At 40.7% G+C, this 13,219-nt stretch carries 15 protein-coding genes; 6 read left to right on the top strand and 9 right to left on the bottom strand.

Going from position 1 to position 13,219, the window contains the following annotated elements; translation table 11 throughout:
• Positions 1-151: 151 nt before the first annotated feature.
• Positions 152-2,215, top strand: coding sequence for a helix-hairpin-helix domain-containing protein (locus MB380_RS19335; protein ID WP_253530298.1), 2,064 nt, complete (start codon positions 152-154; stop codon positions 2,213-2,215).
• Here the strand turns inward: MB380_RS19335 and MB380_RS19330 are convergent.
• From MB380_RS19330 to MB380_RS19315, 4 genes are all read right to left on the bottom strand, one after another.
• Entirely contained in the window at positions 2,212-3,135 is a 924-nt protein-coding gene (locus tag MB380_RS19330; protein WP_253530295.1) for an RDD family protein, read from the bottom strand. The genes MB380_RS19335 and MB380_RS19330 overlap by 4 nt on opposite strands.
• A 162-nt stretch (positions 3,136-3,297) precedes the next feature.
• Positions 3,298-3,693 carry a hypothetical protein gene (locus MB380_RS19325; protein WP_253530292.1) on the bottom strand — a complete coding sequence of 132 codons (396 nt, stop codon included), beginning with the start codon at positions 3,691-3,693 and terminating at the stop codon, positions 3,298-3,300.
• 242 nt (positions 3,694-3,935) lie between these two features.
• Positions 3,936-4,418 (bottom strand): GyrI-like domain-containing protein, encoded by a 483-nt coding sequence (locus MB380_RS19320; protein WP_253530289.1) that lies wholly within the window; start codon positions 4,416-4,418, stop codon positions 3,936-3,938.
• A gap of 163 nt (positions 4,419-4,581) precedes the next feature.
• Complete coding sequence (locus tag MB380_RS19315; protein ID WP_253530287.1) at positions 4,582-5,103, bottom strand: STM3941 family protein; 522 nt, start codon at positions 5,101-5,103, stop codon at positions 4,582-4,584.
• A 182-nt stretch (positions 5,104-5,285) separates the two neighbouring features.
• Between MB380_RS19315 and MB380_RS19310 the strand changes: the two genes are divergently transcribed.
• The gene (locus MB380_RS19310; protein ID WP_253530285.1) at positions 5,286-5,756 is read left to right on the top strand and encodes a hypothetical protein; all 471 of its coding nucleotides are present in this window, start codon (positions 5,286-5,288) and stop codon (positions 5,754-5,756) included.
• Positions 5,757-5,780: 24 nt separating this feature from the next.
• Here the strand turns inward: MB380_RS19310 and MB380_RS19305 are convergent, their stop codons facing one another.
• Complete coding sequence (locus MB380_RS19305) at positions 5,781-6,437, bottom strand: hypothetical protein (RefSeq protein ID WP_253530283.1); 657 nt, start codon at positions 6,435-6,437, stop codon at positions 5,781-5,783.
• Between the two features lie 185 nt (positions 6,438-6,622).
• On the opposite strand from MB380_RS19305, the gene MB380_RS19300 reads away from it, so the two are divergent.
• Positions 6,623-7,078 (top strand): hypothetical protein, encoded by a 456-nt coding sequence (locus MB380_RS19300; RefSeq protein WP_253530281.1) that lies wholly within the window; start codon positions 6,623-6,625, stop codon positions 7,076-7,078.
• A 29-nt stretch (positions 7,079-7,107) separates the two neighbouring features.
• Here MB380_RS19300 and MB380_RS19295 read toward each other — a convergent pair whose 3' ends face one another.
• The 3 genes from MB380_RS19295 to MB380_RS19285 all read right to left on the bottom strand — a co-directional run bounded on the left by MB380_RS19295 (position 7,108) and on the right by MB380_RS19285 (position 9,696).
• Positions 7,108-7,503: a DUF3592 domain-containing protein gene (locus MB380_RS19295; RefSeq protein WP_101724427.1), complete on the bottom strand. Its 396-nt coding sequence runs from the start codon at positions 7,501-7,503 to the stop codon at positions 7,108-7,110.
• A 110-nt stretch (positions 7,504-7,613) separates the two neighbouring features.
• Positions 7,614-8,795: a BamA/TamA family outer membrane protein gene (locus MB380_RS19290; RefSeq protein WP_253530279.1), complete on the bottom strand. Its 1,182-nt coding sequence runs from the start codon at positions 8,793-8,795 to the stop codon at positions 7,614-7,616.
• Positions 8,796-9,087: 292 nt separating this feature from the next.
• Positions 9,088-9,696, bottom strand: coding sequence for a hypothetical protein (locus tag MB380_RS19285; protein ID WP_253530278.1), 609 nt, complete (start codon positions 9,694-9,696; stop codon positions 9,088-9,090).
• Positions 9,697-9,972: 276 nt separating this feature from the next.
• Between MB380_RS19285 and MB380_RS19280 the strand changes: the two genes are divergently transcribed.
• Positions 9,973-10,890 carry a lytic transglycosylase domain-containing protein gene (locus MB380_RS19280; protein WP_253530276.1) on the top strand — a complete coding sequence of 306 codons (918 nt, stop codon included), beginning with the start codon at positions 9,973-9,975 and terminating at the stop codon, positions 10,888-10,890.
• 24 nt (positions 10,891-10,914) lie between these two features.
• On the top strand, positions 10,915-11,406 hold the full coding sequence (locus MB380_RS19275; RefSeq protein ID WP_253530274.1) for a GNAT family N-acetyltransferase: 492 nt from the start codon (positions 10,915-10,917) through the stop codon (positions 11,404-11,406).
• A gap of 147 nt (positions 11,407-11,553) precedes the next feature.
• Here the strand turns inward: MB380_RS19275 and MB380_RS19270 are convergent, their stop codons facing one another.
• A complete protein-coding gene (locus MB380_RS19270) occupies positions 11,554-12,462 on the bottom strand; it encodes an NAD(P)/FAD-dependent oxidoreductase (protein ID WP_253530272.1) in 909 nt (302 codons plus the stop codon).
• A 139-nt stretch (positions 12,463-12,601) separates the two neighbouring features.
• Here MB380_RS19270 and MB380_RS19265 point away from each other — a divergent pair, with 139 nt between their 5' ends.
• A complete protein-coding gene (locus tag MB380_RS19265) occupies positions 12,602-13,150 on the top strand; it encodes a hypothetical protein (protein ID WP_253530260.1) in 549 nt (182 codons plus the stop codon).
• Positions 13,151-13,219: the final 69 nt, after the last annotated feature.

The following is a 13,219-nucleotide window of genomic DNA, read 5'->3' as shown; positions in this document are numbered from 1 at the left end:
TATGAAAAACCTATGCCATCATATTTTTCAGGTTTTTGAGTAAAATCATCCACAATAACTCTTGTGCCGCCGAGCAATAAAAAATAAATGTTTATATTTGATTGCTGCATAAACGGCTATTATAAAACAAACCTAAGCTCTGGCATTGCTTGTGACACTTCTTGATATTTGCTGCGAAAAAATTTCGATTCCCATCGCCTGGTTGTCGAAAAAGCTTCCGGCGTTCATTTTTTTCATACTGTCTGGTGTATACTGCACCCGGGCACAGACACCCCCACGGCCTGAAATTAATCTGGATGAGTTCACGCAGAGGCTGTTCCCGATGCAACAGGAGAACATACCCTATGAAGACCTATACGAACAGCTTTATCAGTTATACCAGAATCCGATAGACCTTAATACGGCTACCTATGAAGACCTGGCTTCTTTGTACATTTTATCAGTTACCCAAATTAAGAACCTTCTGGCGCATCGTGCGGCATTTGGCCCGTTTCTGAGTTTATATGAACTACAGGCCGTTAAAGGTTTTGATTTACCTACTATTCAGCAATTGTTGCCTTTTGTAGACGTACGAGCGAAATCAGGTAGCCAATTACCAAGCATAAACCGGGCAAATGATCATTATCTGGTTTTAAGAAGCGCACAAACCCTGGAAAAAAGCAAGGGATTTACCGCAAACAATTATGCGGGTACACCGCAGCAGTTATATGTGCGATATCGCCTCAGTAGCCCTAAAGATTTTCAGTTAGGCTTTGTTGCCGAGAAAGATGCGGGAGAGCGCAATTACCTGGATTTTTACAGTTTTCATCTGCAGTTAAAAAATAAAGGCAAACTGAAAAACCTGGTTTTGGGCGATTATCAGGTGCAGTTCGGGCAGGGGCTGGTAGTAGGTGCCGGTTTTTTTCTTGGTAAAGGAAGCGAAGCCGTAACTACCATACGGCGTAGCAATATGGGTATAAGGCCGTATAGCTCTTTATTAGAAGGGGGCAATCTGAGAGGCGTTGCAGCCACTTATCAGCTCGGAAAAACAGACCTTACTGCTTTTTACGCTTACAACAGGCGTGATGCAAGCGTTGAAGCGGCAGATGGAGAAACGGAAGAATACTTTAGCTCGGTACTTACCTCGGGGTATCATCGTACCGAAACTGAACTGGCACGGAAAAACCAACTAACGGAGCAGAATATTGGTTTCAATGGCACCTTCAGATTTACTAACGGATACATAGGCGCCACAGTACTGCACACCCGGTTTGATGCTTTACTGATGCGCAGGCCTAGACTATATAATACGTTTGAGTTTACAGGTAAAGAAAACACCGTAGCAGGTGCCAACTTTACTTATACCTGGCAGAATTTCAATTTTTTTGGTGAAGCCGCCCAAAGCAGCAGCGGGGGCAAAGGCCTTACCGCCGGCTGGGTAGCTGCATTAAGCCGGCAGGTTGAATGGGCCATACATTTGAGGCATTATGACAGGGATTTCCATAGCTTTTATGCCAATGCACTGGCAGAAGGAAGCCGGAATATCAACGAGCAGGGTATTTACATGGGTTTGAAGTATGCGCCCACCCAATCGCTTACTTTCAGTGGGTTTTATGACCGCTTCAAATTTCCCTGGTTAAAGTATCTGGTTGATGCGCCATCAAATGGGTACGATTACCTGTTGAGAGCTGCCTGGCAAATCAACAAAAAGGTATTGGTTTATGCGCAGTATCATGCTGAACACAAAGGCAAAAACCTGCCGGATAATACCACCCCGACTGATATTGTGGTAAATACTCTCAGAGAGAATATTTTGGGTAATCTGGATTATTCTGTAAATCGGTCATTCAGATTGCGAACACGAGCGCAGGTGAACAGCTTTCAGTACGAAGGACGTGCGAAGTCAACAGGTTATGCGCTCATGCAGGATTTTGAGGGTTCTATAAAAAAATTAAACCTGAGCGGCCGTATTGCCTACTTTGCCACTAACGATTACGATTCGCGCATTTATGCTTTTGAGAACACCGTTCTTTATGCCGTTTCTTTCCCTGCCTATTATGGTAAAGGCATCCGAACGTATCTCACAGCCCGGTACAACCTGAATAAGCACCTAGACGTTTGGCTCAGATATGCCCGTACACAACTGCATAATCAGACAGGCATCGGCAGTGGAACCGATGCAATACCGGGTAATCACAAATCAGATGTTCAATTACAGTTAAGATACAGTTTTTAGTCTGCATCATTTTTATAGAATGATTTAACAACACTCGTGTTACTTACAGAATCATGCCATCCGCGGCTGCCTATCAAAAAAGAGAAAGGTTCAAAAGGGATGTATCGGCATAGGGTTCTTATAAAGGCATTGCCCATAGATATAAATTCTCCTTCGGAGTTTACAATCGTAGACTTCGTAATCACCTTACCTACCGTGGTTTTAAAGCAGCCTTCAATTATGAAATAATATAGGAAGAATTGCAAGGAATAGCATATTTGGAAATAAATTATAAACTTCCAATCAGACACATTACTATACTCAAACTTGGCTAAAACTATCCAATAAGTGCTGACAAAGGCGAGGAAGGTGATAACAATCTGATCAATAATCATATTTAAAAATCTTTCAGATACATTTTGCTCAACTAATTCTTCAGCATCTGAAGCAATTGTAACGCTTAGCTTCGTACGAATATAGTTAAGGGAGAATATGCTTGCAAGCAAACTTACTACAGTGACAGTAATATAAATAAAAGAAGGGGTATATTCAGACATTCTTATAAATGCAACAACCAAAGATATTAAAGCATGTATTCTCTCGAAAAAAATGATTATCAATAAGCCTTGTAAAATTCTTAAAGAACCCGTTTTTTGAAATCTCAATATACCAACTGTAGTTAAAAGGGGTATAAAAAGAAAGATGAAATGATTACCGATTTTAGTGTTATAAAAGAGTGTACTTAAACTATATTTAATATTTACTTCATCATCCATAATATCATAAAATGGCAAAAATTCGTGTTTTAAATATTTCACTATTGTAAATATACTTTGTGGGTCAGCAGTAACAGTATAAATGTTAAGCAATAATAAAAGAATAGGCAGTATTACAAAAACTATAGTAAGGAGAATAATGAAACTTTTCTTTTTCAATAACATAGCAGCAAGGGTTTAGAGTATACCGCAATTGTATTAACTTTTTAGTACTAATCAAAGAACTGCCAGTTTTTTTATTTTCCGGTTGTTTTTAGCAGGTAAAATACATTATCAATACCATGGCATTAAGTATAGAAAAAACATACCTCGTGTAATCTCAGATTTTTAACTTTTACTGATTTCGTCCAGTTCTTTTTCTTTTACTTTGGCTTCAAGTCCGTCTTTTTTGATGCCGATTCTGATATTAAAAAACAAGCTCATATAAATGTTGGCAATCCAGACCAATGAAAAAACGGCTATTATATAACCTCGCCAGTCGGTAAAGAGCAATTGGTAATTGGTGACGATAACGAAAAGAATGGTTACATAAAAACTGAAGCAGTATTCGCAGGTGAACACATAAAAGAATTTTCTTTGCAGAATGGTTTTCCCTGCCTGGCTCTGATTTTTGCAGTATTCTCGGGGTTCTCTAAAAATCTCTTCATGCGTAACTGTCCAAGCCACACAGGCAATAGGAATGGCTAATACAAAAAGCCGGATGATTTGTTCGTAAAGTTCCATACAGATATGGTTTAAGATAGTTTTCAGATTTATTTCTGAAAAACCTTATTCCATAATCAACTGTGAAATTATTTCCACTCTTTCGGAAAGAGGTGGTCTGAGCGAATTGTATAATTTCATACGAAAGGCCTTCCGAATTACCCTTGCCTTAATGCGGCTTATACAAAGGCTTGATTTTTTAAACTACCTGTAGTTTATAGGTGTAGAAGAATTTTGCCTGGACAGGGATTCTGATAACTGAATTAACTTTTTAATTGAACAGGTATCCAGAATTCTTCCTCCGATTCAGGGTCGGCGTTTTTGTATCTGGCGCCCAGCAATTCAAAATGCGGTCGGTTGTCCAGAACATAAGCCGAATGAGGTAACCAGGTATTGAAAATATACTGAAAGGTGCTGGTATCATGGCTGGACCCTCTATGAGTAAATACGGCATATAAACCGCCTTCAAGAATCATTACTTCCATACCGGCCGGAACAAAAGACGCGTCGCTTACCTCAACAGCAGCCCATTTTTCAAACAACGCTTCCGGATTAAAAGCATCAAAGAATACTGGTGGATATACCTGTAAAGAGAACAAGTCAGTACTTACGCTATGCTGAATCTCGTTTCGGTAGGGCATAAAACTGCGCCATAGATCTGCCGTTTTGTTGTCGGCAAAAGACATAGACAGGTGTTTGCCAACCAGCTTCTTTTTTGCTAGCGTTTCTATTCTTGGTTGCGGCATCAATTGCATTTTTATAACTGCTAGTGAACCATTTTTATTCAGTTTAACTCATTTTTGGTTTGTTGGCCGGTTTTTGTTTCCTGAGCGTACCGCTCACACTTTGTTCAACCCACTTGCATTGGTGTAGATGTTATGATTAGGGCAATGAATCGTCTGTTTTAAATTAACCGACTTTGTATTTTTCAAAGGCACTTTTCAGCGCGTTTTCAAGCTCTTCAAAACTGCATTGCAGTGTATTGTTAGAAATGCTCACGACTATGTCGTCGTCTTTCTTGCCTTTTTTCTTTGCGCCATTGTTTTTACTGATGGGCTTTTTTAGTACAATGTTTACAAATTTCTTATTAAATAGCTTAGCAGGTTTAATCTCTTTGATGTCTTTCCATGGAATGTGCCCGGCAGCAATGCCGCTCGAATTATCAGTAATGCCGCTCTTGTCAATAATTACACCCGGTTGTTGGTCAATCATTTTTTTGCCAAGCACAAAGCTGCTGAGGCCAAAAACAACTATGGTTAGCATGCCTATGCCAGATATTACAGCAGGGTTACCTACCATGCCTTTTTTGAAGAATCCGGGGTTAGCAACAAACCAGATGCCGACGGCAAAAAAGGCCAGCGCACTGATTAATAGGAAAATAAGACGTTGTTTGTTCAGATGAATTTCAATGCGGTCGCCGGTTGTTTTCATAATCTTGGTTTAAGGTAATAGGCTAAAATTAGAATATATGGTTCGATTACGCAAATATGTAACCCAAACTCATGTAAAATTCTGGTAGTGTCTGTTATGGAGAAGGCAATTATGCCGATAAATTTGGTTGAGTGCCTGAAAACCCTTAGTTTTCGTATTCAACCTTAATAACCTTACAACGAATGAGAACCCTCTATTTCAAAAAAGTAATTGCTTCTATGGTGGTAGCTGCGGTTTTACTTGCCTGCATCAAACAAACCGACACAAATGAGGCACCAGCCATTGTTGGTACCTGGAAACTGCTAAGCGGTACACTGGTAGACAAAGGAGACACAACCGTAACTGATTACACCCAAGGGGTTTCTTTTATCAAGATTATAAACGATACCCATTTTGCTTTTATTCAGCACGATTTGAAAGGTGGTAAGGACTCAACAACGGCCGTTTTCACGGCGGGTGGTGGTACATATACCCTGAAAGAAAACACCTACACCGAAAACCTTGAATATTGTAATGCCCGCAAGTGGGAGGGGCACCATTTCAGTTTTACCATTGAAATCAAGAACGACACACTGGTTCAGAAAGGCATTGAAAAAGTAGAAAGCGCAAACATTGAAAGGCTAAACATTGAAAAATACGTAAGGATGAAGTAGTTTAAATCAGAATCAGGCTACCCCTCAATTTTTCTTCGCTTTAATCTGGTTATATTCAGCTACTATTTTTTTTATGTCTTTTACTTCATAGCCCGGGCCGCCAATTTTTGCCATAAGGGCGGGTGCATCGGCAAAATAATTAACTGCAAGTTCATTAAATTCTTCCACCTGTGTTTTTTTGTTACCGGCAGGCACCTCTGCACCGGGTTCGGTTTGTTTTTTCAGATACAGGCGTTTTATTAATTCTGTTTCTTCTACAAAGGTCATCCGGTTGTTTACGTCTTTTGTTTTTCGTACATGCTCTTTGGTTTCATGGGCAATCAGGCTCACTTCTCCCTTTACTTCATACGCCGCCAAAACGGTCTCCACCTTACCTCGTTTTTTGTTATTTATTATGGTAAACTGCGCATATTCTTTGGGCCCGTCGGGTGTCTGTTTGATGATTGACTGAACATCTTTACTTTGAATGGTAGAGTTACTGCTGGTTTGGGCATCTTTAAAACTGAAGTTGTCTCCGGCAATGGGCGAAGTACTGCCTTTCAGCACTGCGCCGTTTTTAAGGGTTATTTCGGTAGCGTAATATTTTACCTTTTTGCCGATGGTCTGGCAGGCAGAGACTCCCAGCGCAAGCATCAAAATAGCCAGAAATTGGCCTTTGTAACGGTTAATTAAGCAATTCATGAATGAATGATTTTCTTTAATACGGGTTTATCCTTAAGCGTTGTATTGAAAGCCCCGGCCAATATACATAATTTTGCCGTTAGTTTTGTTGCTTTTACAAGAGCAGACCATAAAAAACAGGTGGTTACAATTGACAGAAAGTAACACAAAATGTATATTTGACAACAACCAAAACGGCATTGTTCATGACAACCAATCAGCAGATTGACAGAATCATCAATGTATTATTTGATAGGCAGGTAAGAAAGCAAGCAGATTTTACCGGGGTGCCCGCTTATAATGAACTTTGCCGGGAGCTATTTGCTGAATTACCCGGCATGAATGAGCAGCAGTTCAGGAATCTGTTGTTTATACTTGTCAGTAAAAAAATAGTAAATATACATAGCAATACTCTTTCAGATGCTTACAGCGAGCCTGTCAGCCTCACACCTGAAACCATAGCCTGGTATGAGCAATTCAGGTCTTATCTGGCGTATCTCGATTATATGCAGGAGAAGCACCGGCCCATAATAGCAGATGAAGATGATGAGCCCGACGTTGACGAAAAAAGCCCGGGCAGGGTATGGCTTCCTGCCTGGGCTAAAATTGTTATCCTGGTTGCGGCTGTTATTGCCGTTTGGGTAATGTTTTATAGAAACTGAAAGATATATATCTTCCGGTTTTACATCTGTTAATTCATTCCAAAGCCTACAATAAAACCTAAAAATGCAGGTTCCTCGGTTTTTAGAGGGCTGTATTTATTTAACATAAAGCGGTTCGGGTTGCTCGCTGAATACACTACTTCGACAATCGAGCCTTTGTCGATAAAGTTTCTGGCGTTAAGGCCATATGAGGTTCGCTGGTGGATTTCCTGCCCATGATAAGTTTTGAACCTGATAATAGGAAAAAAGGACTTTTTCCCTTTACCGTCTGAGTACTCTTCATAGTCAATAATCTCACCTTCTGTTTTTAAGCCTTTTTTGATCAATAGTTGATATGACCAGTAGGCTCTGCCCAAAATTACGACAACGGCAATCAATGGTAGAATGCCAAATACGCCCGTAATGGCGATAACATCTAAATACATAGTCACATGGGTTAAAGTTCAGTAATTCTTGGGCAAATATAATTATTACTTTGAATAGTCATAATTATTTTATAAATATTTTTACTATTTTTATAAATATTTTAATGATATTAGAAAACTTCGCCAAAATTGAAGTAAATATTGCGTGAACCATCTCCTCCCACAGCAAAATCAATAGCAAGGTTGGCCTTTGAGAACTTATTTATCCGTATCCGCAGCCCTGTGCCAATGGCCGGAATCGCCTTCCGGAAGCGGTTGTCGGTAATCTCACTTACTGTCTGTATATTAGAAAACAAAACGCCACCTATGAAATGGCTTCGCGTTAGCGTAAATCGGTACTCAGCTTCTAAATACATCAGGTTTTTACCCCTGAAACGCCCCTGAATAAACCCACGGCCCATATTTACGTTTGTGTCCCAGCCAGTGCTTGGCATATCAAGATAGGGTACATTGCCATGTGTAAACATATTATAAGACCACAGCGCCAGTATATGATTTGTATTACCTGTCAAATCAAAGTACTTACGGGCATCTACCAGTAAAGACTGGTAATTGGTATTACTGCCCAGGCTTTTCAGGTTTTGCCTGAACACCACGTTGGTATACAAACCCTGGGTGGCACTCATCGCATTTGTACGGCTATCGTACAGAAACGCTATGGTAGGGCCTGAAGAAACCGATTTACCGTTAACCCCCATCTTGTAGCCACTAATTTCTTCTACACGTGTGCCTTGTGCGTAGCTCTCAATGTGCCAGTGGTAATCGTACTGATAACCGATACCTATATACCGGTTTTTGCCAATGCTGCGCATCAGGGTCTGGTATAATCTCAGGTACCTGAAATTCATCTCTGTTTTGTTCTGCCTCGTTGTGTTCATTCCAAGCCCGTAGGTGGCCTGCGGGTAGTCCATCCATCGCCAATCGTTAGAGAAATAAAATCGGTTGTCTTTGGTAAAATAACTGGTTGTGTACTGAAATATTGACTGCCTGAACTCTGTAAAGGTTGCTACCAGATTAAGAATAGATACGTTAGCATTGGTATTTCTTATGGCCACATTAGAAACTACCTGCGCAAAAAAACCACTTTGCGGTGCATAACCGGGGGTAGGGAGTATGGCAATTACCCTGCCACCTTCTTTTAGTGAGGTTGAGTCGCTCTTTCTTGGCTTTTTTATATGGAATATTCTGCGCAACACATCGCTGGCATCTTTTTGCTGAGAATAGGGTATCTGTGCCAGCAAAACAAATGGTGTTAAATAGAATAGAATAAAAAAAACTGTTCGTTGTCTCATGCTTAAGGCAGGTGCCGGGTATAATTCTAACAAGGCAACTTAACCGGTTGTGATTATACTGAAACAATTTAAAACAAAAAATGGTGGTCAGATACCACCATTTTTGTGAAAGTTTTTGATTTATCGGTCAATCTTTAGTTTTTTAATGATGAGCAACCTTATCAACAGACCGGGCCTTTTGTATTTGCCCTATCTTTTTTTGCAAGGCTACCCATCATTCTTTTTCCTGACCTTTAGCGATTCCTACCTTAAAGCATTTATATATTTAAAAGGTTTTACCCTTCTGTTTTGTCTAATTTACATTGTTACGCACGTATGCTGCCAGCACTTTGCTGATTTCATGAATAGGTTTGTCGTCTGACAAGCCGGAGCCGTCCAGGGCTTTTACAAAGCTAAGCTGGTCTGAAAACACTTCTTTTACATTGGCCAGTGTGAGCGGATAAATGGCCGACTGACTGTTACGGCTAAAGTAATAGTTGGTGTTGATGTCGTCTTTAATATTTCCTTCACCGGTTACTTCTCCGAGTGTGTAAAATAAAATTGGCAAGCCTTTTGGTGCATACGCAACAGCGTAGTCGGTGTTCTGGAAAGTGCGGTAGTCCTGATTGTTTTTACGGAAACCCCAGATAGCCGATTTAGGGAAGCTGGCTTTTTCGGTATTTTCGGTCAGGAAAACCTTGTTGTCAAATTCATGAATATGATTTTGTTTTGATTTTTTGTCGAAACCTAATTCCGGCATTCCGTTCTGAAACTCTTCTGCATTGATAAATATTCCATTTTTTGGAATAGCCAATTCAGTAGTTACCGAATTATTAACTAACATTGTGTTAGAAGAAAGCGATTGCGCATGGGTGAAAAATGGAAGAGCCATGATTCCAGCCAGAATGATGTTCTTTTTCATTGTCTTATTTGAGTTTTAGAATAATATAATGATTTAATTAAAATAGAGCAGATACAGTTGCTGTCATAAAATCTTATATTAACTGGTTTACTTTTTTGCGTTTTCGTTTCTTTGTTTTGGTGCAACAAAGTAAAGCAGGCGGCCTAAAACTGGTTTTAAATTAGAATTAAAGGTCAGTTAAAAAGCATTTGGTGCAGTATTAGAAATTAGATTATTGCGCCGCCGCTATCAACAATTGGTATAATAGAAAATGAACAATAGCCTTACCCAATTATCATGAACAAGGTAAAAACAGTATGTATTTGCCTGCTGATTTGCCAGTTTGGGTTCAGAACTGTGCAGGCGCAGGCAGTGGCGCAGAAAATCTCTTTGCCACCTGTTCCGGCTACGATAGACTTTGCCACTGAGAAGGTGCCACTCGATAACCCTATTGTTTATGAGCAACTACAGTTGGAGCTAACCAAAAACGTGTACAAGCACTCTTCTACACTGGCTATATTGCAAAGAGCGGGGCTTTATAAAGAACGTATTATGGGTATTCTGAGAAAGAATAAAGTGCCGGACGATTTCTTCTATCTGGCAGTAATTGAAAGTGAGCTGTGGCCCTACGCCAATTCGGGCAAGGCCGCCGGGTTCTGGCAGTTCAGAGATACTACTGCTAAGGAATATAAATTAGAGGTGTCAAGATTTGTTGACCAGCGACGGGACCTGGAACTTTCGACACAGGCGGCTTGTAATTTTCTTAATAACCTGAACAAAACTTTCAATAACTGGACCCTCACTGCCGCCGCCTATAATTCAGGGCGAACCAGCATTATGAATACCCAGAAAGCACAAGGGGTGCAGTCTTATTATGATTTGCACCTGACCCTTGAAACCAACGATTACGTGTTCAGAATACTGGCTTTGAAGATAATCTGTGAGAATCCGGCTGCTTATGGTTATGAAGTGAGTAAAAGTCCCGCTCCTGAAATATTGGAAGTTGTTGAAATAAAAGAAGATGTAAATCTGATAGAACTTGCCCAAAAATATAAGATTAACTATAAAACGCTTAAGTATTATAATCCCTGGCTGGTATATAACCCCGGGGCCGCAAAGACAGATAAATATTATGAGCAGAATAAATGGATGAATGTAATGCTGGAAGTTAAACCCGGGCAGGGGTATAAAATCATGATTCCAAAGAAACAATAAACGCATTTAAGAAGATTAAAGAAAATGAGTAACATAACAGTAAGACCGGCCAGATTGGAAGAGATTGATTTGCTTCTGGAATTTGAGCAGGGAATTGTAAAAACGGAACGCCCATTTGACCCAACCCTGAAAAAGGGTGAAATACATTATTATGACTTAAAGCAGCTCATCGAATTGCCTACTGCAGAAGTGGTGGTGGCAGAGGTTGATAATGAAGTGGCCGGGTCTGGCTATGCGCTCTTGAAAGAGGCAAAAGACTATCTTGACCATGAAATATATGCCTATCTGGGTTTTATGTATGTAAAGCCTGAATTCAGAGGTATGGGTATCAACAAGGCTGTTCTGGACTACCTGAGGCAATGGGCAGCCCGTCAAAATGTATCGGAGATTCGCCTTGAAGTATATGATGATAACCTCATTGCCAAAAGGGCTTACGAAAAAGCAGGGTTTAAAGGCCATTTGCTGGAGATGCGGCTGCCCACAGGGGCAGAATCAGATCCGGATACGCCATCGTAAGCCGAAGGGTGATTGAGCTGGTGCGCATCACTCGCACAAGCTCAATCACCAAAAGCTGCTAATTCATTGCTTGAAAAGCAGATTTATGCTGAAAAGGTGAATCTACGCTTAATACACCATTTCGCACCAATAAACCTGCCTGTGGGCTTAAAAGTCTTCTTCTATTAATTCATGATTGACAAATGCTCCGGTCATCGAGCCTGACGAAACGGCCATTGCTACCGAACGGCCTGAATGTGAGTTGTCGCCGCAGGCAAAAACACCCGGCACATTGGTTTTCTGAAACCCGCTGATTTTTATGAGGCCGTGTTCGTTCAATTCACAACCCAGTTTTTCGGGTAAGGGGCAATGTTGTACAAATGCAGGTCTGTAATAAATGGCGCTTAGGCCGGTAAGTGTATCATCTTCAAAAGCCAGTGCTTCAAGCTGCCCGTTGGTATGGATAATTTCGGAGACGGGCGTTTCTATAATAGCAATATTGTGTTTGGTAAGTTTGGCTGTTTGCTCTTCTGTAAGTGTGGATGGCCCATTGGTAAAAAGAGTGAGGTCGCTCGTCCATTGGTTAATCAGCCGGGCATAATGAAGCGCACCTTCACCATTGGCTAAGATGCCGGTTTTTTGTTGCCGAACCTCATATCCATGGCAGTATGGACAATGGATAACCGAGATACCCCAGCATTCGGCAAAACCTTTTATAGCAGGCATGGTATCTTTTATGCCTGTGGCAAAGATGAGTTTCCGAGCAGAAAAAGTTTCTCCGTTTTCTGTTTCCACTACAAAAATATTTTCCGATTGTGTGGCATTGATAGCCATGCCTTTATAGAACCGGACGGTTTTGTACTGATGGATTTGCGCCAAGGCCATATCCGCAATCTCTTTTGGTTTTCGGCCGTCCTGTGTCAGAAAGTTATGCGAATGCGGCGTTTGTCTGTTGCATGGCAGGCCTGAATCTATAACCAGTACATTTCTTAAGGCACGGCCTAAACTCATGGCTGCCGACAGACCTGCATAGCTGCCGCCGATGATAACGGCATCATAGTAAGTATTGCTTTTCATAGTTTTGTGTGTTGTTCAGCGAATAATAATTAAACTTTAATATGCAACATTGTTGCAAAAATAAAAGTTCGGGAAGTTGTAGGTTTTAGCTTATCCGATTCCGCTTATATGCCATTTAGCTTGAACAAAGCTGATTTTAATGAGGCAAATAAGTTGTGTTGGTACTGAAAAAGCAACAAGCCAAGTAATAGCAAAGGCTGGCATAGAGTTTTTAGTCTGTGCAGAAACACAAACCATAGAACCCATGTGCAGACTATTGATTTTGCTATTATTATCGTTGCCCGTTGCGGTTAACGGACAGCGCGTTGCCAATTTTGCTTATAGAGAGTTCAGCGCTAAAGACTTTGAAGTTTATGCCTTTTGGGTAAATGCCAATGAGGTAAGTGACATTAAGTATTCATACAAAACACCCGAAGGAGACATTAAAACCATGAAGTTGAAGTATGAAGGTGTTGGTATATTAAATGGTGAAAAAGCTTTCAAGGTATTATTCCCGAACAACTTATTATTGTATGTAATACCGCGAAAAAACAACACATTAAGAGTAGCCGGCCTCGACGGCAAATATGCCAAAACCTTTCATTGGCTATATGAAGCCCCGGCCGAAGGCAGAGGCACCTTCTGCAACGCCTGCGCCGAAAACGCCGAGGAAGCTACAAAACTTTTGACTATGTATTATTTAAAATAAGCAAGAATAGCGTTTCGTCCACAGCACAAAACGCTATTCTTTATCCCCCCTTTAGGGCGGTCCGACGTA

The organism is Emticicia sp. 21SJ11W-3, from assembly GCF_024138715.1.
Taxonomy (GTDB): Bacteria; Bacteroidota; Bacteroidia; order Cytophagales; family Spirosomataceae; genus Emticicia; species Emticicia fluvialis.
The sequence above is the reverse complement of the archived record's forward strand: the minus strand, read 5'-3'. Positions and strand labels throughout refer to the sequence as shown.

Coding starts and splice junctions, on each gene's coding strand:
- MB380_RS19330 (WP_253530295.1), bottom strand. CDS start 3,135: ATGTTATTGAAAAAGAAAAGTTTCATTATTCTCCTTACTATAGTTTTT.
- MB380_RS19325 (WP_253530292.1), bottom strand. CDS start 3,693: ATGGAACTTTACGAACAAATCATCCGGCTTTTTGTATTAGCCATTCCT.
- MB380_RS19320 (WP_253530289.1), bottom strand. CDS start 4,418: ATGCCGCAACCAAGAATAGAAACGCTAGCAAAAAAGAAGCTGGTTGGC.
- MB380_RS19315 (WP_253530287.1), bottom strand. CDS start 5,103: ATGAAAACAACCGGCGACCGCATTGAAATTCATCTGAACAAACAACGT.
- MB380_RS19310 (WP_253530285.1), top strand. CDS start 5,286: ATGAGAACCCTCTATTTCAAAAAAGTAATTGCTTCTATGGTGGTAGCT.
- MB380_RS19305 (WP_253530283.1), bottom strand. CDS start 6,437: ATGAATTGCTTAATTAACCGTTACAAAGGCCAATTTCTGGCTATTTTG.
- MB380_RS19300 (WP_253530281.1), top strand. CDS start 6,623: ATGACAACCAATCAGCAGATTGACAGAATCATCAATGTATTATTTGAT.
- MB380_RS19295 (WP_101724427.1), bottom strand. CDS start 7,503: ATGTATTTAGATGTTATCGCCATTACGGGCGTATTTGGCATTCTACCA.
- MB380_RS19290 (WP_253530279.1), bottom strand. CDS start 8,795: ATGAGACAACGAACAGTTTTTTTTATTCTATTCTATTTAACACCATTT.
- MB380_RS19285 (WP_253530278.1), bottom strand. CDS start 9,696: ATGAAAAAGAACATCATTCTGGCTGGAATCATGGCTCTTCCATTTTTC.
- MB380_RS19280 (WP_253530276.1), top strand. CDS start 9,973: ATGAACAAGGTAAAAACAGTATGTATTTGCCTGCTGATTTGCCAGTTT.
- MB380_RS19275 (WP_253530274.1), top strand. CDS start 10,915: ATGAGTAACATAACAGTAAGACCGGCCAGATTGGAAGAGATTGATTTG.
- MB380_RS19270 (WP_253530272.1), bottom strand. CDS start 12,462: ATGAAAAGCAATACTTACTATGATGCCGTTATCATCGGCGGCAGCTAT.
- MB380_RS19265 (WP_253530260.1), top strand. CDS start 12,602: ATGAGGCAAATAAGTTGTGTTGGTACTGAAAAAGCAACAAGCCAAGTA.